Annotated in this window: 18 protein-coding genes; 10 read left to right on the top strand and 8 right to left on the bottom strand. The window is 65.4% G+C overall.

The features are described from left to right. Positions 1 to 24 precede the first annotated feature (24 nt). Positions 25 to 321 carry a DUF6432 family protein gene (locus tag ACEWFR_RS18830; RefSeq protein WP_374062501.1) on the bottom strand — a complete coding sequence of 99 codons (297 nt, stop codon included), beginning with the start codon at positions 319 to 321 and terminating at the stop codon, positions 25 to 27. A gap of 186 nt (positions 322 to 507) precedes the next feature. Between ACEWFR_RS18830 and ACEWFR_RS18825 the strand changes: the two genes are divergently transcribed. From ACEWFR_RS18825 to ACEWFR_RS18815, 3 genes are all read left to right on the top strand, one after another. Then, positions 508 to 1,581, top strand: coding sequence for a hypothetical protein (locus tag ACEWFR_RS18825; RefSeq protein WP_374062500.1), 1,074 nt, complete (start codon positions 508 to 510; stop codon positions 1,579 to 1,581). Positions 1,582 to 1,809: 228 nt separating this feature from the next. Then, a complete protein-coding gene (locus ACEWFR_RS18820; protein ID WP_374062499.1) occupies positions 1,810 to 2,193 on the top strand; it encodes a DUF5611 family protein in 384 nt (127 codons plus the stop codon). Positions 2,194 to 2,615: 422 nt separating this feature from the next. Beyond that, positions 2,616 to 2,801 (top strand): hypothetical protein, encoded by a 186-nt coding sequence (locus ACEWFR_RS18815; RefSeq protein WP_374062498.1) that lies wholly within the window; start codon positions 2,616 to 2,618, stop codon positions 2,799 to 2,801. Positions 2,802 to 2,803: 2 nt separating this feature from the next. Here ACEWFR_RS18815 and ACEWFR_RS18810 read toward each other — a convergent pair whose 3' ends face one another. Together ACEWFR_RS18810 and ACEWFR_RS18805 are read right to left on the bottom strand one after the other, a co-directional pair. Then, on the bottom strand, positions 2,804 to 4,129 hold the full coding sequence (locus ACEWFR_RS18810) for a dicarboxylate/amino acid:cation symporter (RefSeq protein ID WP_374062497.1): 1,326 nt from the start codon (positions 4,127 to 4,129) through the stop codon (positions 2,804 to 2,806). Positions 4,130 to 4,239: 110 nt separating this feature from the next. Beyond that, complete coding sequence (locus tag ACEWFR_RS18805; protein ID WP_374062496.1) at positions 4,240 to 5,760, bottom strand: heme-binding protein; 1,521 nt, start codon at positions 5,758 to 5,760, stop codon at positions 4,240 to 4,242. A 168-nt stretch (positions 5,761 to 5,928) separates the two neighbouring features. Between ACEWFR_RS18805 and ACEWFR_RS18800 the strand changes: the two genes are divergently transcribed. After that, positions 5,929 to 6,453 (top strand): PadR family transcriptional regulator, encoded by a 525-nt coding sequence (locus tag ACEWFR_RS18800; RefSeq protein WP_374062495.1) that lies wholly within the window; start codon positions 5,929 to 5,931, stop codon positions 6,451 to 6,453. Positions 6,454 to 6,545: 92 nt separating this feature from the next. On the opposite strand, the gene ACEWFR_RS18795 is transcribed toward ACEWFR_RS18800, so the two are convergent. From ACEWFR_RS18795 to ACEWFR_RS18780, 4 genes are all read right to left on the bottom strand, one after another. After that, the gene (locus ACEWFR_RS18795; protein WP_374062494.1) at positions 6,546 to 8,390 is read right to left on the bottom strand and encodes a site-2 protease family protein; all 1,845 of its coding nucleotides are present in this window, start codon (positions 8,388 to 8,390) and stop codon (positions 6,546 to 6,548) included. Between the two features lie 65 nt (positions 8,391 to 8,455). After that, complete coding sequence (lysS, locus tag ACEWFR_RS18790; RefSeq protein ID WP_374062493.1) at positions 8,456 to 10,225, bottom strand: lysine--tRNA ligase; 1,770 nt, start codon at positions 10,223 to 10,225, stop codon at positions 8,456 to 8,458. Next, positions 10,222 to 10,947, bottom strand: a complete 726-nt coding sequence (gene pyrH, locus ACEWFR_RS18785) for a UMP kinase (RefSeq protein ID WP_374062492.1) — start codon at positions 10,945 to 10,947, stop codon at positions 10,222 to 10,224. The genes lysS and pyrH overlap by 4 nt, the downstream gene beginning before the upstream one ends. A gap of 122 nt (positions 10,948 to 11,069) precedes the next feature. Then, the gene (locus tag ACEWFR_RS18780) at positions 11,070 to 12,110 is read right to left on the bottom strand and encodes a CapA family protein (protein WP_374062491.1); all 1,041 of its coding nucleotides are present in this window, start codon (positions 12,108 to 12,110) and stop codon (positions 11,070 to 11,072) included. A 192-nt stretch (positions 12,111 to 12,302) separates the two neighbouring features. On the opposite strand from ACEWFR_RS18780, the gene ACEWFR_RS18775 reads away from it, so the two are divergent. The 3 genes from ACEWFR_RS18775 (at position 12,303) to ACEWFR_RS18765 (ending at position 15,182) form a co-directional block, all read left to right on the top strand. Next, positions 12,303 to 13,139: a molybdopterin synthase gene (locus ACEWFR_RS18775; RefSeq protein ID WP_374062490.1), complete on the top strand. Its 837-nt coding sequence runs from the start codon at positions 12,303 to 12,305 to the stop codon at positions 13,137 to 13,139. 256 nt (positions 13,140 to 13,395) lie between these two features. Beyond that, complete coding sequence (locus ACEWFR_RS18770) at positions 13,396 to 13,635, top strand: hypothetical protein (protein WP_098725448.1); 240 nt, start codon at positions 13,396 to 13,398, stop codon at positions 13,633 to 13,635. Between the two features lie 389 nt (positions 13,636 to 14,024). Beyond that, a complete protein-coding gene (locus tag ACEWFR_RS18765) occupies positions 14,025 to 15,182 on the top strand; it encodes a site-2 protease family protein (RefSeq protein WP_374062489.1) in 1,158 nt (385 codons plus the stop codon). Between the two features lie 70 nt (positions 15,183 to 15,252). Here ACEWFR_RS18765 and thiL read toward each other — a convergent pair whose 3' ends face one another. Next, positions 15,253 to 16,158 carry a thiamine-phosphate kinase gene (gene thiL / locus ACEWFR_RS18760; RefSeq protein ID WP_374062488.1) on the bottom strand — a complete coding sequence of 302 codons (906 nt, stop codon included), beginning with the start codon at positions 16,156 to 16,158 and terminating at the stop codon, positions 15,253 to 15,255. Positions 16,159 to 16,256: 98 nt separating this feature from the next. On the opposite strand from thiL, the gene ACEWFR_RS18755 reads away from it, so the two are divergent. From ACEWFR_RS18755 to ACEWFR_RS18745, 3 genes are all read left to right on the top strand, one after another. After that, entirely contained in the window at positions 16,257 to 16,712 is a 456-nt protein-coding gene (locus ACEWFR_RS18755; RefSeq protein WP_098725451.1) for a 30S ribosomal protein S19e, read from the top strand. A 97-nt stretch (positions 16,713 to 16,809) separates the two neighbouring features. Continuing rightward, positions 16,810 to 17,157 (top strand): DNA-binding protein, encoded by a 348-nt coding sequence (locus ACEWFR_RS18750; RefSeq protein WP_098727355.1) that lies wholly within the window; start codon positions 16,810 to 16,812, stop codon positions 17,155 to 17,157. Next, positions 17,157 to 17,747, top strand: a complete 591-nt coding sequence (locus ACEWFR_RS18745) for an asparagine synthase-related protein (protein ID WP_374062487.1) — start codon at positions 17,157 to 17,159, stop codon at positions 17,745 to 17,747. The genes ACEWFR_RS18750 and ACEWFR_RS18745 overlap by 1 nt, the downstream gene beginning before the upstream one ends. Positions 17,748 to 17,765 lie beyond the last annotated feature (18 nt).

The raw sequence follows: 17,765 nt of genomic DNA, 5'->3' as shown, positions 1-17,765 counted from the left end.
CCTGATCCTCTCAGGCGTTTCGATTCAAAAAGGGAGCCGCTCGCGCAGCCACTCCCCGACCGACTGGTCGTCGTCCTCGTCGGCGCTCCGGTCGGGGACCACCCGCTCGGCGGGCTTGATCACCGTTTCCGACCCCGATTCGACGACGATCAGGTCGTCCGCCTTGAGCGTCGACAGGGCGTCCTCGAGTTCGTCGATATCGACCTCGACGGCCGCTCGGAGTTCGAAGACGGTCATCCCATCCTCGGTGCGATCGACCAGCGCGTCGAGTACCGCCACCTCCGTTCCCTCCCGGTTCCGGTACTCCCGCTTTGCTCTCATCCGTCTACCCATTCGACGACCCGGGATTTGACGTTTGTCGTTCCGACGACCGTCGGCGTTGGTCCGCCACGAGGAGTCAGCGACGAGTCGTTTCCCGACGCAGTACGTTCGTGGTAGAATGACTGTCATAATTCGGCGACTGACAGGCAGTACGTTTTTTATGGACCGGGTCGGTACGGTGGGACAATGGTCCTGCGATGCTCGCTGCTCGGGCACGACTTCGGCGAGACCGATGTCGAACGCGAGCGCGAAGAACGGGGCAGTGAGGTCGTCGTTACCGTCCAGGAGTACGAGGAGTGTTCCCGCTGTGGCCAGCGCAACGTCATCAGCGAGAACACCGAAGTAACCAGCCTCTCCGCCGGGACGGGAGCCGACTCGCTCTCCGACGATCACGACCCCCAACCGACTGAACCGCCCATCGAACGAGACGCCGCGGCCGATAGCGCCGCCGCCGTCGACTCGGACGCCGCGTTCATCGACGCCGATGACGCCGATCCCGCGTCCGAAGACGCCGAACTCGTCGACTCCGATCTCGATGCGTCCACCGCTCCGAACTCGACCGCCGGAAGCGAGGCCGACCCGGCGGACGATGTGGCCGCCACAGCTGACGCGACCGACGACGATGGCTTCGACGACGCAGCCGACGAGATCGAGCTTCCGACCGACGAGAACGGCGATCCCGTCACCGATGACGGCGAGATCCTCGAGGACGACGATGACGACTCGGCCACCGATCGGGACCGCGAACACGGCGAGTGGCCCGACTCGAGCGATGTTGGCCCGCCGGTCGGCGCGGACGCCGACCCGACCGAGTGGCCCGACGACGGCGATGACGGTGGCGACGGCGACGACGGTGACGACGGTGGCGACGGCGGCGAGATCCTCACCGGGACCGACGACGCCGAGGGGGTCTCCGACGCTGCAGACGACGAGGCCGACCCGATTCCGCCAGATGACGACGCCGTCGTCCTCGAGAACGACGCGCCGGCGGGCGGGGCGGGCGACGCCCGATCGGTGACCGCGGAGGCCCCGGCCGCGGAGCAGGGTGACGCCGCGTCGGAGTCGGGCACCGGTATCGAGCGGGCCGAATCGGTCGCGACGCCCGCCGAAAGCGACGACGCTCCTGCGACTACCGTGCCGACCGAGTTCTACTGCCCGCGGTGTGACTACGTGGCCGCAGGCGACCGCGCGTCGCTGCGGGCCGGCGACATCTGTCCCGACTGCCGAAAGGGGTATATCAGCGAGCGCGAGCGCCAGTAGCCCCCTCACGACCCCGATCTCTTTCGAGTGGTTGTGTTCCCGCTCACTCACGCCTCCGTCCGCTGGTCGATCCGCCGTCCGTAAGTCGATCGGTCAGTGTTCTGGCCGAAGCGAGTTCGAATACTATTGCAGTTGTCTCAGTGATCCGTTCTCCCACCGAAACCGATCAGCGGGTCGAAACGTTCCCTATGAAAAGAGGTAAACGGTCCGCCGTGTTTCTCCCAATCCATGAAGGAGTACAAGATGCGCCGCGGCGAATATCTCGAGGAGCGAATTCCGGACATGGAGTCGACCGTCGAGGACTACTTCGGTTCGATCACGGGGTTCGAGGAGTACAAGGGAAGCGATCTCTTTGTCATCGGCGAACCCGACAACCCCGTCTTCGAGAAAGTCGTCGTCGGCACCATCGAGTACTCCGGCAAGAAGGACAAACTCGGCGTCGAGTTCTACGAGCGTGACCCCACCGAACTCGGTCCCGACGAACTCGAGGCCGCGGGCGACGCCGTCGACGCCAAAAACGACTTCCTGCTCGAGGCGACCGGTCGCGACGCCAAGTCCCGTCGTGAATCCATGAAGCGGACGGTCGAAGACGATCCGGATCACGACTTCTAACGACCTTTTACGCTGCGGTCTGTTGCGAGCGCGGCGCTGAGCGCCGCGTTCGCAACGTCCCTCGGTAAAAGGTCGATCAAAAGCACTCCTCCCTCCGTTTCAGGCGCTCTCGAGCGCCTTCCACGTCGGTCGTCGGCCCGCTCGCTCGTTTCACTCGCTCGCGGTCGTATCGGTGAACCGCCTGCCTTCCCCCGTTGAGCGGACGCTTTGCGTCCGCGAGGTCGTTGGCGCTTCGCGCCGACTGCTCGAGGGACCTCTGGTCCCTCGCCGCTCGGAAGAGCTTGCTCTTCCGTCGGGTCAGGCGGCTCCGCGAGTGCGGTGAGCCACCTTCTCGGCCACCGCACCGACTGTTGCGGCTGTTGGTTGTGGCTCCGCCGAATGGCTTCGTAACGGCTTTCATCGCCGCGTCGAATCTCTCGGTAATGGAATTTCAGGCGTTTCTCGCCGCGACGCTCGTCGGCCATATCGGGTTCGCGATCTTCGTCACCGTCCACGCGTTCGCGACCGATCGTGACGCCGGCAAATGGCCGTTCGTGACGCTGGCGTTCGGACTAGCAGGGATCGCGGCCTACTTCTTTTACGACTCGACGGAGTCGGGCCAGATCTAAGTTCAGTCGGTTACCGAGACGGGTTGGTCGGTATCCGTCCTCGAGCCGTCGCTCCAGACACCCCCGGAGAGATCGATTCCACCGGTCCACTTGCCGACGACCGATGCGACGGCGAGATCGCCGGTCACGTTGTTCGTTGTCGCGATCCGGCCGAGGATCGGGTCGACGCCCGCGACGAATCCGACGATCTCGAGGGGAAGACCGACGGCGCTCAGGATGACGGTGAGCATGATCAGGCCGGCACCGGGGACGCCGGCTGTGCCGATGCTGATCAGGATCACAGTTGCAAGGACGAGTACCTGATCGGCCAGCCCCAACGAGACGCCGACCATGTTCGCGGCGAAGACGACCGTCACGGCCTGCCTGATCGCCGCCCCGTCCATGTTGATCGTTGCGCCGAGGGGCAGTCCAAAGCCGTAGACCGACTCGTCGATCCGCATGTTCGTCTCCGCGTCAGCGATCGTCACCGGCAGGGTACCGCTCGAGGTGCGGATCGTAAAGGCCGTCAACATGGCGTCTTTCGCGCCGCGCAGGAACGCCAGCGGTGACTGCCCGAGGATCCCCAGAGTCATCACGCCGAGATACGTAACCGACATGTGAATCGTGATCCCGACCGCGATGACGGCGACGAGCGCGCCAAGCTGGACGATCGCACCCAGCCCTTCGGTACCGATGGCGGTCGCCATCAGCGCGAAGACGCCGATCACACCGTACTCCATGACGCCCCAGACGATCTTGAATAGCGCCTCGGTGCCGGCGTCGACGAACGCGAAGAAGCCGTCGATTGCGTCCGCGATCGAATCCTCGGTTGTCGACTCGCGGACCATCGTCAGCGCCAGTCCGAAGACGATCACGACGAAGATCGTCGCGAGGATATTTCCTTCGACCATCGCCGCCAGCGGGTTCTCTGGGACAATGCCGAGGACGACTTCCGAGACGGACGGCGGCTGTGCTTCCTGCGCCTCGCCACTGGTAAACTCCACGGCTGTCCCCGGATTGAACAGATTCGCGACCGCGAGACCGATCACGGCCGCCACCGTTGTCGTCGCGGCGTAAAGCGCGACGGTGAGGCCGCCGACCTTACCGAGTTTCGACGGTGTCAGCTTGCGCATCCCGCCTAACAGGGTAAAGACGATCAGTGGGATGATCAGCATCTCGAGCAAGCGCAAGAAGAGGTCGCCCAGCGGGCCGAGGACGCCGGCTCGCTCACCGCCGATCGCGCCGACTGCGGTTCCGAGGGCGAACGCGACCGCGATGCGGTAGACGATCGGGACGGACCGGTATCGGTTCCAGGCAGATCGCATCGTCGATTCCTGAGTTGCGCTCATGGCGCCGATCTATGAACGGGGCCTACCAACACGTGTCGCTACCGGTGAGAGTAACCTGCACCTGTGACGGGCGATCGGCGCCCCATCGTGGAGAGGCTGCGCCGGCAGCGTCAGGCCAGGAAGACGTGTCGCGGTCGGTCGACGAGGACGTCGCGACCGAACTCGACGGCCTCCGAGAAGGCGTCGCTCCGGAAGAACTGCATGGCGTCCTCGCGGGAGTCCCAGCGGCTGGCGATGAACATGTCGTTTTCGTCCTCGCGGTTGATCAGCAGGTCCGTCTTTCGGTGGCCGTCCATCTCCGCGAGCAGGCCGGCGGCGTCCTCGAACGCGCCGGTAAAGTCACCGCGATGTTCGGGCTTGACCGTGTAGAACATCCCCATCGTGCCCCAGGAATCGCCCTCATCGTCGCCCGCTTGCCGGACGATCTCGGGGAGATCGGCGAGGAACCCGGCAGCCGTGTTCGCGGCGCGTTCGGTGTCCCAGAGGCTGACGATTGCTGTTTCCGCATCGTCACCGCCGTCTCGAGGTTCATACACGGCCGTCTTCACGTGCGTATCGTAGTGATCGAAGTTCCCTCGCAGCCCGTCGACCTCTTCGAACAGTTCGTCGGGGTCGGCCGCGGAGTAGAGCACGACCGCGTGGACGTCCTCGCCGTGTGGCTGGCCCGCGTAGACGCCCAGTTCCTCGAGTTCGCTGCGAACGCCCTCGTCATCGTCGCCTTCGTCGCCGTGAGGACCGCCGGAGCCGTCGTGGTGGCCGCTCGAGTCGCCGTGATGATGGTCGCCGGAGTCGCTCTCGGCGTGTGAGTGACCGTGCTCGCCGTGGGCGCTCTCGGTGTCGCCCTCCTGTGGAACCGGTTCGCCCGCGAGGAACGCACCGAGGTGTTCGGGCGGGAAGCGCCGGGCCGAGAGGAATCGGCCGAACTCGGCGAAGCGGGAACTCGAGGGATCGAAGCGCATCTCGTAGAGGAGTTCCTTCACGTCGGTCGGATCGTCGGCGAACAGCGTCACGCCCCACTCGAAGTCGTCGAGGCCGACGCTGCCGGAGATGATCTGCGTGACGCGGCCGGCGTACTCCCGGCCGATGTCGCCGTGGGAGGACAGGTGCTCCGCGCGCTCGTCAAAGGGCAGGTCGTACCAGTTGTCCTCCGGACCGCGACGTTTGTCCATCGGATAGAAGCTCAGGAACTCGCTGTCGGGGATCTCCGGCGTGAGTCGCGTTTCGATGTAGCGCGCCAGGCCGGTGTCCTCGACCTCCGCATCCTCGTCGAAGTAGTCCTCGGACATGTAGCCCGAGACCTCCGTCACCGAGAGGTAGGAGTCGGCCCGCTCGGTGAACTCGGCGAGCGCGGTGTGTTCGAACTGCCGCTCGAGCGTGTCGATGTCGGCGAGCGTCGGTCGCAGGTGGAGCACGAGCAGGTCGGCCTTGTGCCCGAGCACCGCGAACGTCGCCGACTCGCCCTCGTCGGCGTCATCGACGGCCTCGCTGGACGCGAGGTAGTCGATTCCTTCCTCGATCGCTTGCGAGCGCCGTCGATCGGGTGCGTCTCGCCAGGCATCCCAGTCGATCGACCGGAAGTCGTGGAGGACGTACCAGCCCTCTTCGGTCTGTGGCGGTCGTCGTCGTTCCATGCTCGTCGGTTGGGACGGGGACGCTAAGAAGGACCGGGTTTCGATCGGCTTCGCTCCGGCGTTCATCCATCGGCTGGGAACCGCCGCTGTTAGGTTCCCAGGCCCTGAGTCGCCCGTCTCGAGCGCGACCGAAACCCTTTACGTGCGTCCGTTTTATCCACGACGTATATGCGGAAAAGTGGGCCGCCGAAGGGACTCATCGCCTACCTCGTGCTCGAACTCCTCGAGGAGAAGCCCCGGTACGGCTACGAGATCCTCAAGGAGATTCGCGAGATCAGCGGTGGTCACTGGGAGCCGTCGTACGGCTCGGTGTATCCGATCCTCTACAAGTTCGAGGAGAAGGGCTGGGCCGAGCGCATCGAGCGCGAGGACGAACCCGATCGGAAGTACTTCGAACTCACTGCCGACGGTCTCGCCGAACTCGAAGAGCGCCGCGAGAGCGGTTCGGAGAAGGCCCGTGACTTCGCGGACGTCATCCTCGGCTTCTTCCACGTCTACGCGACCTTTTCGACTGACGACCGCTTCGAGATCCCCGAGATGGACGGTGAGTGGCGATTCGACGAGGTGTTCAGCCACTGGGTCGTCGAGCAGGTCGTCCGTCACCACGAACACTACTTCGATACCGAGTTCGAACGCCTCGAGGCGACGCCCGAGGAGTTCTCCGAGCGCCACGGCGTCGATATGGAAGACTGAGACGGGCTACGCTCCGTCAGTTCCGGCACACCCGCGACCCACCCATACGGGTGCGCCGATATGTGGGTACAGCAGACCGGCTGCGGGGACGACTACCCCGAGAACAGTTGCGGCCCGAACAGCATCATGAGGAAGCTGACGAGCATCGTCACGCCGACCGTCGTCGTTACCAGACGGACCATCCCCCGGGTCGGGTTGATGATGGGGAGCCGCGAGACGATCGCCTCGGTGCTCGTCCGGAGGATGTGCCCACCGTCGAGCGGGAACGCCGGGACACAGTTGAAGAAGCCGAGCTGGACGTTGATCCAGCCGGTCCAGAACAGCAGGTTCGCCAGCAGGAAGACGGACCCGTCTCCGAACGCGCCGAGTGCACCCTGCACCTCGTAGAAGTTCTGGATTCCGCCGGTGAACCCGGCGAAGTTGAACGGTAAGGCACCGCTGACGCCGATGACCGGCAACAGGAGTGCGAGTCCCATTTTTCCGAGGAAGGTGTCGGTGACGCCACCGAAGCGCGTCTCGCCGTCCCCGCCGAGCAGCCCCAGATACTCGCCGGCGGGATAGAGCTGGACGCCGATGTCGCTGACGTCGACGCCGGACGTTCCCGGATACGGTTGAATCCCGAGGAATCCGCTCTCGGAGCGCGGGTTCTCGTCGAGAGTGACGGTGTGCGTCTGTCGGTCGTCACCGATGTAGCCCGCCACCTCGACCTGCTGGCCGGGCTCGGTGTCCGCCAGCAGGGGAGCGAGATCCTCGTAGCTGTGCACCCGGTCGCCGTCAAAGCGGGTGATGACGAACGTCTCGTCAGTCGGGCCGGTTTCGGCCTCGAGCGGCTCGTCCTCGGCGATCGAGACCGCAGCGCCGATCGTCACCGCTCGTTCGATACCCTCCTCGCTGTCCGCGGGTTCGATCGTGAGAGTGACTCGTTCGTCGTCGCCGACGGCGTCGAAGAAGCCGCGCTCGGTCGCCACCGTCTGGCCGTTGACCGCGCGAATCTCGTCACCGGCGGAGAGCCCCGTGGGGCCGTCGTCCATCGCCGCGGTCACGATCAGTGATCTGTCGACCGTCACCGTCTCCTCACCGTCGAGTTCGACGGCGACCTGCTCACCGTCGACGGCCTCGAGCCGATCCGCGAGGTCGTCGTTGCCCTCGACCGCGGTGCCGTTGATCGCCGTGATGCGGTCGTTGGGTTCGATGCCGGCATCGGCCGCGGGGGAGTCCTGTGCCACACCGCCGACGGCGGCTCCGGGTGCGACGCCGATCGCGCCGACGACCGGGCCGAACAGCAGCGCGAAGGCGAGGATCGTAATCGCGAAGTTGTTCGTCACGCCGGCGGCGAACATCCGCGTCTGCCCGCCGCGGGACGCGGATTTACTGCTCTCCTGATCGGGCTCGACGAACGCGCCGACGGGAAGGACGGCGAGCATCGCGACCCCCATCGAGTCGATGTCGATGTCTTCGACGCGACAGAGCAGGCCGTGACCGCCCTCGTGGACGACGAGTCCGACGAGCAGTCCGACGACGATTCCGGGCGTCGCCGCCAGCGGCAGGAAGTCGTTAACCCCAGGGATGACGAGGACGTTGCGCGGCTGTCGAACCGCGGAGTTCGCCATCTGCGGCGTCGAAAGCGAGGAAATCGCCGCTTGAATGAGGAACGCGAACATGGCCACCATCACGACCAGTGCGATGCCGACGCCGATGTTCGACCACGCCCGCCAGAACCGCTTCGGACGGGCGAGTCGGTCGAGGAGCACGCGGCCGCGTTTGGTGTGGAAGGTGAGAATCGGCCCTTGCGTGCCGATGTAATCGGGCAGATAGCCGCCGTTTCGGAGGCCGACGACCGCGAGCCAGTAGAGCAAAAGACCGAGCAGAACCCACGTCAGGAGTTCCGATCCGTAGATTGCGGGGGGCGAAACGAAGGCGAAGAGACCGTGATCCATCGATAGTATCTCCGGGCGGCGGTCTCAAATGGCTTTTGTCTATCGACCCAACGCTCCGAGTCGACTCAGCGCTCCCGCCGAAGCCGGTCGACGACGAACTCCCGGTCGACCTTCGCGAGGAAGGAGCCGAGCTTCGGCCCCTGCGTCTCGTCGAAGAACAGCCGGTAGCCCGCCGCGAAGAAGTCGCCGACGTCGACGTCGTGGCGTCGCGCGGTCTCGTATATCTCGCCCTGGATCTCCTCAGGATCGTGGCCCGCCTCGATGAAGTCGGCCAGTTCCGCGAGCGCGGCCTCGGTGTCCGCGTCGAACTCGTGGTCGGGGATCTCGCTGCGCTTGAGCTCGTAATCGAACTCGTTGCCCGTCCGACGCGCCCAGTTGCGGGCCTGCTCGACGCGCTCGAGCGCCCCGTCGACTGCCCAATCGGGCGCGTCGTCGGGAATGTGACCCTCACGACGCGCGATCTCCTCGCGCAGGTCGGGATCGTCGGTCATCCCGAGCACCGCGGCGAAGGTGTAGGGAAGTCGAATCCGCTCTTCTCGTGGGTCATCGACCACGAACGGGTAGACGCGCTCGGCGAACGCCCGCTCGTCCTCGCTGCCTTCGATCTCGCCGAAGTAGAGCGCCTCGAGCCGGTCGAACTCGTCGACCAGCTGGTCCAGCCGTTCGATGCTGAAGTCTCGGGCCTTCGCGGGGTCCTTCGCGAAGAAGTAGCGCAGGACCTCGGGCTCGAGCAGTTCCAGCACGTCGGAGACGAGAATCACGTTCCCTTCCGACGAGGAAAAGGGCTCGCCCTCGAGGGTGAACCACTCGTAGACCATCGGCACCGGCGGCTCGATCTCGAGGACGTTGCGCGCGACGTCCTGTCCGCTGGGCCAGGAGCCCTCGGCGTGGTCCTTGCCGAAGGGCTCAAAATCGACGCCGAGGAGCTGCCACTGGGCGGGCCACTCGAAGCGCCAGGGGAGTTTGCCCTCGCGCAGCGTTGCCGTGCCCTCGTGACCGCAGCCGTCGATCGTCTGGTTGCCCGCGTCCATGTCGGTACAGCGGTAGTCGACGGTCGGCGTGCCGCCCGTCTCGCGGGTCGCTTCGCTCCCCGCTCGACTATTCGAGGCGCGTTGCGCCTCGCCATCCAGATCGACGCTCGTCACCGTCTCGGTGATCTTGCCACACTCCTCGCAGATCGGGTTAAACGGGACGTAGTCGCCGTCCGCGTCGACTGTGTCCTGATACTTCGAGAGAACCTCGCGTGCGCGCTCTTGGTGCTCGAGGACGAACCGCGTAACCGCCTCGAACTCGCCGGACTCGTACAGCTCAGTGTTCGAGACGAGTTCGATCGGGACGTCGACGGCGTCGGCGCTGTTCTGGATAATCGTCGCAAAGTGGTCGCCATAGGAGTCACAGCAGCCGAAGGGATCCGGGATATCGGTGTAGGGCGCGCCCAGATTCCGGCCGAGTGCGCCTGCGTCGACCTCGCCGAGATCGACGAGGTTCCCCTCGAGGTCACAGAGGGTCCGCGGGAGCTTTCGAAGGGGGTCGCGGTCGTCGGCGGTGAAGACCTGCCGGACCTCGTGGCCCCGGTCGCGCAGCACCTCGGCGACGAAGTAGCCGCGCATGATCTCGTTAACGTTGCCGAGGTGGGGGACCCCAGAGGGCGAAATGCCGCCCTTGACGACGATCGGCTCGTCCGGGTTCCGCTTTGCTACCCGGTCAGCAACCGTGTCCGCCCAGAACGCGTGTCGCGTCTCGCTCGCCTCCTCGCGCTGGAGCGTATAGGGGCTGATCGCGTCGGATTCCGGCGCATCGGTCGTGTCTCCGTCAGCGTCGCCGTCTGAACTCATTGCTCGTTGCTCGCCCAGTAGGTCGGTTCTTCGCCGGCACCGTCGGGGATGACGTCCGTCCCCTCGTGATCGCCGTGGCGAACCGCGCGGGCGATTCGGTCGGGGTCCGTGCCGTCGAGGACGATAGTGCGCATTCCGGAGCGCTCGATGATCTTCGCCGCCAGCAGGTCGACGGGGGCGGACGCGCCGGCGTTCATCTCGAGGCCGGCGATGACGTCGACCAGCTCCGCGGCGGAGAGGTGGTCGTACTTGGTCGCGTCGTCGTCTTCGTTCGGGTCGGCGCTGTAGACGCCGGGAACGCTCGTCGCGTAGACGAGCAGGTCGGCGTCGATGTACTCCGCGAGGGCGGCCCCGACGGCGTCGGTGGTCTGGGCCGGTGCGACCCCGCCCATAATGCAGATGTCGTCCCGGCGGAGCGCCTCGCTGGCTTCCTCGTAATCGAGGGCCGGTGCGGTCACGGACTCCTCGCTTAGCGCCGCGATGAGCAGCCGAGCGTTGAGTCGCGTCACGTCGATTCCCAGCTGATCGAGTTCGATCTCGTTTGCGCCGAGCTCTCGAGCGGCCGAGATGTATTCCCGGGCGACGCCGCCACCGCCGACGACGGCACCGATCCGACAGCCCTCCGCGATGAGCTCTTCGATGACGGCAGCGTGTTCGGCGACCCGATCCCCGCCGGGCTCGGGAACGAGGACGCTCCCGCCGATAGAGACGACCACTTTCATACTACACCGGTGTAGCGGAGTTGCTATCTTAAGGGTTGCCAACTGCCCGGATGACGTGGTGACACACCCCTCGAGTAGCGAATCGGATGACCGCAAACGGCGCGATCGGACCGAGGGGCGGACTACGCCTCGAGCGACAGGACGAGCCCGTCGCCGTCCCGGTCGAACTCGGTGCCAAAGGGTTTCGAGAGTTCGCGCATCCGCTCGCGGGACCACGCGGCGGCCGCCGGGCTCGCCTCGCGGACCACACAGTCGTCGATCTCGGTGGGGTGTAATCGGAGTTCGGTCGGCTGTCCGTCGGGCGTCACCGCGAGGACGAACAGAAAGCTCCGGTCGTTTCGCAACTCGTCGTCGACCCGATAGTCGTCGACGAAATCCCCCGCGTCGTAGACGATCGGTCGGCCCTCGTGGACTTCGATCCCCTGAAAGACGTGCGCGCTGTGGCCGTGGACGATGTCGACGCCGTCCTCGATCAGCCAGCGGCCGAACTCCCGGAACGACTCGGGCGGCTCCGTGACCATGTTCGGTCCCCAGTGCAGCGAGGCAACTAGCAGATCGGGATTCGTCTCACGTGCGCGCTCGAGCGCATCCGACACGAGCCGACGCGTATCCGAATCGTCGATATCGATTTCGATTCGGGCCGTCCCCGGTGATTCCTCGTCAGCCGCGTATTCCGGCGTGTTGTCGGTACCCGAGATGACCGCCACGTCGAGTCCACTGTCGCCGCCCGCGTTCGGCTCGTCATCGCCGGCACTCGAGCCCCCGACCGTTCGAATCGCGGGCTCGAGCGCCTCGTCGATCGTCTCGCCGGCACCCGCGTGAGCGATCCCTGTTTCATCGAGCGCTTCCATAGTATCCCACAACCCGACTTCCTCGTAGTCGAGGACGTGGTTGTTCGCCAGCGCACAGATATCGACGCCCGCCCGTTCGAGGGCCGGAATTGCCCACTCGGGATCGGCTCGGAAGTGAAACGGACGGTGCGTGCGTTGCCACTCTCGGCCGCGCGTCGAGAGCACGCACTCGAGGTTTATCACCAGCCCGTCCAGTTTGTGAAGGCGCTCGAGGACGTTCCCCCAGACCGCATTGACGGAGCGACTGCGTTGACGGTCGTCGACGAGCCGACCGACCATCACGTCGCCCGTGAAGCCGATTCGGAAGGGCATATCGAACGTTCGCGGTGCACGCCCAAAATCCCAGGCTACTGATTCTCGACCAGCGTTCCGTCACACGGTACCCACCCGGGCTTGCTCTGCCGGGTGGGACTGAAAGGGGCGCGCTGGGCGGGCATGCAGTGCCCGCCCAGCGCGGGGCTTTCCGGCGACAGCTACAAAGCCCAACCGCCCCATCGTTCGAACATGCACGTACTGGGTGTTCGCGACGGGGGAGCGGATGGCGACGCGCTCGAGGCGGTTGTCGATCGGACCGTCGATCGGCTCTCCGAGCGAGGCCGCGTCGGGGTCGTCAGGTACGATTCGACGATCGCCGACGGTGCGTACGCGCGCGAATCCATCACCTTCGGCGGGGACGTCACCTACGACCTCGGGGTCGACGGCGACTGGCTCGCTTCGGGGACGGGGATGTCCGTCGGTGACGCGCTCGACAGTCTGGCGACCGACTGCGAGTACGCGGTCGCCGTCGGCACGCCAACGCTTCGCTATCCCTCGATCGTCGTGGGAGCAGCCGACCTCGAGCGCGAGCCGACCGGTGACATTATCGCGAGCGTCAACGGCCCCGGCGACCTCGAACTCGATGCCGTGGTGGGGGCCGTCGAGTCGGCAGAGCCCCACGAGACGCTCGAGTCGCTGGTGGCCCGCATCAAACGATCGCCGCGGGCCGACAGGGCGGGCGCGATCGCGACCTTCACCGGCCGGGTCCGCGCGAAAGACAGTTCGGACGACGCGCGCACCCAGCACCTCGAGTTCGAGAAGTACGAGGGCGTCGCCGACGAGCGGATGGCTGCCCTCGAGGCGGATCTCGAGGCTCGAGACGGCGTCTCCGACGTCGAACTCTACCACCGGACAGGTGTCGTCGAGGACGGCGAGGACATCGTTTTCGTCGTCGTCCTCGCCGGCCACCGCGAGGAGGCGTTTCGGACCGTCGAAGACGGGATCAACCGCCTGAAAGACGAGGTACCGCTGTTCAAGAAGGAAGTCACGGTCGAGGACGAGTTCTGGGTCCACGATCGGCCGTGACTGTTCTTTTCGTTCGCCGTTCGCGATGAAACTGTGAAACGGTCGGGAAAGACGATATTGCATTGATCGGAACAGTATAATCGGAAATAATACGTTACGTGCGGTTTTAAAACATCTAGACGCTTCTCCTCGCTCGATTAACAGTCTAGTAATCGAGAATAAAACGTCTCTTACCCCCCAGATCGCTGAACACAATCGAAACGCCGCTAACCAACCGTCCTTTATAACAGATATCCCCCACAAGGAGAATCTGTCGATGAGCACCACTGCCCAACCCTCCACGGAAAGCAAAGAACACCGCCTGAAACGCTACCTGCGCGAACGCGCCGAAGACGGCGAGCTGTACTTCAAAGGCAAGTTCATCGCGGACGATGTCGGGATGTCCCCCAAGGAAATCGGCGCGCTGATGGTCAAGCTCTCCGATTCCGTCACCGACCTCGAGATCGAGAAGTGGTCGTACACGAGCGCGACGACGTGGCGCGTCGCACCCGCCTAACGGCTGTTTCGATCGGCCCGGCCGAACCGCTTGGACGACAGTCCCCGCCCCTCACTCCGCGCTGGCACGTTACCGACGCGATCCGGCGCAATTCCCCTGATTTTCTCCCCCTCGCTGACGATTCGGTTTCCGCTGTCTCGTCGTGTTTCCACGCCCTATTATAGTCGCCACTGAAACGATTCACACACTGATCGGACAGCTGTCGTTCGATCGGGCGTGCAATGACTTGCAGTGGCTACTATACGGCCCCTTCCGTCGTATTCGATACCGCCGCAGCACCTCACCGACTTCCGACGAGGTCCAGAACTGCGACGAGGCCGTGATCGGGAGAAACGGATCGTCCTGCCAACGGCAGTCGATTTATACCCGGCCCTAATGAATTACACCTAATGGACGACGTCGACCGGTCCGGATTCGGCGCGGCGAACCGGGGCGGCCGCTCGCTCGAGGACGGGCCGCCGATCGATCGGATCGAGACGGTGTTCGCGGTCTACGAAGCGCGTCAGGAAGACGGCCAGATCGTCTACTATGGCGATCCGTTGACACACCCGGAGCGGGTGGTCCGTGAACTCTGGCCGATCTTCCGCGAACGCGGGTACGACGCCGACCTCGAGCGGCGTCACGGCGAGTACGCGATCGTGGCGGAGCCGACCAGCGTGGGGATCGACGGGATCCCCTGGACGAACATCGTGTTGTTCCTGTTGACGGTCGGATCGACGCTGTTCGCGGGCTCGTTCTGGTATCAGCTCGATCCGATTGCCGATCCGGGCGTGATCTGGCAGGCCTGGCCGTTCACAGCAGCTATTCTGGGGGTTCTCGGCGTCCACGAAATGGGCCACTACGTCATGAGCCGGTACCATCAGGTCGACGCCTCGTTACCCTACTTCATTCCGGTGCCGACGCTCATCGGGACGATGGGGGCGGTTATCACCCTGAAAGGCCGAATGCCGGATCGAAAGGCGCTGTTCGATATCGGCGCTGCCGGCCCGCTGGCCGGACTGGTCGCGACGGTCGTTGCGACCGTGATCGGACTGCACCTGCCGCCGGTTTCGGTCGACCCCGCGTTACTCCAGAACCCCGACGCGGTTCGGATCGAACTGGGCTATCCGCCGCTGCTCGAGTTGCTCGCGGCGGGATTCGATCAGCCGCTGTACCGGAACGACCCGACGACCGGGGTGAACCCGGTCGTCATCGGCGCGTGGGTTGGGATGCTCGTCACTTTCCTCAACCTGATTCCGGTCGGTCAGCTCGACGGGGGCCACATCCTCCGGGCGATGGCCGGCGAATTGCAGGAGACGATCGCGGCGATCGTCCCGGGCGCGCTGTTCGCGCTCGCCGCGTACCTCTACTACGTCGACGGCTACAGCGTGAACACGGTCCTGATCTGGGTCATCTGGGGATTCTTGACCGCGCTGCTCGCCTCGAAGGGGCCCGCCACGCCGGTACGGGACGAGTCGCTCGGCCGCGGTCGGTTCCTCCTCGGAACCGTGACGTTCGGCCTCGGGTTGCTCTGTTTCATGCCAATTCCGGTCGTGATCGTGGGGTGATTCGGCCCCGGTCCCCGTTCCGTCTCTCTGCTCGACACGTCTCTGCCTCTCTACTCGACGTTACCCTCCCTCAGCCGTGCGTATAGCCGCGATCCGCGAGCGGCTCGCCGTCCATCGTGAGTCCGTCCTCGGCCTCGCACACGACACCGATCACCGACAGCGATACGTCGGCCGTCTCTCGTACCGCCGCCAGCGCGTCCTCGGGGAGCGTCGCGACGAGCTCGAAGTCCTCGCCGAAGGTGGTCGCGAGCTCGAGCGCTTCGTCGTCGCCGTCTGCCACGTCGCGGACGCTGTCGTCGATCGGCAGCCGGTCGGAGTCGATCGCGAACCCGCAGTCGCTGGCCTCGGCGAGCTGGTGGAGCGAGCGGGCGAGCCCGTCGCTCGAGTCCATCATCGCGCTCGCGTGGGGTGCCAGTGCCCGGCCGGTCGCGATTCGGGGCTCGAACCGAAAGAGATCGTTCGCCCGCTCGCGGAGCCGGTCCCCGTCGCCGTCGAGTTCGGCGGCGCGTTCGAAGTACTCGAGCGCGGCCGCGCTCCGGCCGAGCGTGCCAGTCACGCAGACGACGTCGCCGGGCCGAGCGCCGCTCCGCGGAACGGGCTCGTCGGTGCGCCCGATGGCGGTCGTCGCGACGGTGAACTCGTCGTGGCCGTCTAGATCGCCCCCGACGTACTCGGTGTCGACGCGCTCGCAGACGTCGCTCGCGCCGCGAACGAAGTCGAGCAGTTCGTCACGGTCGAATTCGGGCGCGGCGTAGGCGGCGACGGCAGCCGTGGCCTCGGCACCCATCGCCGCGACGTCCGACAGGGACGCGCCGACGGCGCGCCAACCAGCCGTGTAGCGGGTTGTTCCCGGCGGAAAGTCCGTCCGCTCGTGGAGCATGTCCGTCGTCACCACGAGCCCGTCGACGACGGCCGCGTCGTCGCCGGCCGCCGCGAGTTCATCCGACAGCAGCCCCAGAGCGGCGCGTTCGTCCATACTCACCGTTTCGACTCGAGGGCGAAAAACGGTCCGGGCCGACGCCGGGCTGTGCGGATACGATGGTCTTAAATGCCGCCGCCGGGAATCACACGCCAATGGCTACGATGTACGACGTTCCGGCGGACGACCTCATCGAGGCGCTCGCCGACGATCTCGCGGATCGACTCGAGGAACCCGACTGGGGAGCGTTCGCCAAGAGCGGTGTCGCCAACGAACTCCCGCCCGAACAGGACGACTTCTGGGCGACCCGCGCTGCGAGTCTCCTGCGCAAGGTCGCCGACCGCGGCCCGATTGGCGTCGAGCGCCTCTCGACGGAGTACGGCGGCGCGAAGGGCGGTTCGAACCGCTATCAGGTCGCACCCGACAAGCGCACCGACGGCTCGAAGAACCTGATCCGGACCATCCTCCAGCAGCTCGAGGAGGAAGACCTCGTCGAGACCGCCGAGGGCGAGGGTCGCCGAATCACCGCCGAGGGTCGGAGCCTGCTCGACGACACCGCCGGCCAGGTTCTCGAAGAGCTCGACCGTCCGGAACTCGAGCGCTACGCCTAATTCACGCGTTCGTTTTCGTGTCGGTTTCCCCGCCCAGAGCCATCGCTACTGTTGTCCGTAATCATTTTCCCGCGTGGCGGACAAGTACGAGACAACGATGAGTGGCTCACCAGACGAGGAAAAACTCGAGGAGCTTCGCCAGAAGAAAATGGAGCAGCTACAGGACCGCACCGACGCACAGGGCGAGGGCAATCAGGAGGCGGCCCAGCAGCAGGCCGATGCCCAGAAGAAAGCCGTGTTGCGCCAGCACCTGACCGACGAGGCTCGCAAGCGGCTCAACACGGTCAAGATGAGCAAGCCCCAGTTCGGCGAGCAGGTCGAGCGCCAGGTCGTCAGTCTCGCCCGAAGTGGTCGCATTCAGGGCAAGATTGACGACGACAAGATGAAACAGCTCCTCAAGGAGCTGAAGCCGGACTCCCAGAGCTTCGATATCCAGCGCCGGTAATGGAACTCGGACTGCTCTACAGCGGCGGGAAGGACTCGACGCTCGCCGCGCTCTTGCTCGAGGAGTTCTACGACGTGACGCTGCTGACGGCGCACTTCGGTATCAGTGACGACTGGAAACACGCCCGCGAGACGGCCGACGCCGCCGGATTCGCGTTCGAACGCCTCGAGTGTGATCCGGACGTCGCCCGCGAGGCCGCCGATCGGATCCGCGAGGATGGCTTCCCGCGAAACGGGATCCAGCTGGTCCACACGCACGCCTTGGAACAGCTGGCGACTCGAGCGTTCGACGCGATCGCCGACGGCACCCGCCGCGACGATCGCGTTCCGACGGTGTCGCGGGCGCAGGCCCAGAGCCTCGAGGACCGTCACGACATCGATTACATCGCGCCGCTGTCGGGCTTTGGCCGGTCGGCCGTCGACCGACTCGTCGAGGCGCGCCTGGACGTGACCGTCGGGCCGAGCGAGGAGATCGACAGGGCCGATTACGAGGCGGAGCTCCGCGCGCACATCGCGGACGAAGACGGTCCAGCGGCGATCGGGGAGTGTTTCCCTGATCACGACCAGACGTACGTGACGAAGGTACGGTGAGCTCGAACGGTCGATTCT

The sequence above is a fragment of the Natrinema sp. H-ect4 genome, assembly GCF_041894845.1.
Classification (GTDB): domain Archaea; phylum Halobacteriota; class Halobacteria; order Halobacteriales; family Natrialbaceae; genus Natrinema.
The sequence above is the reverse complement of the archived record's forward strand: the minus strand, read 5'-3'. Positions and strand labels throughout refer to the sequence as shown.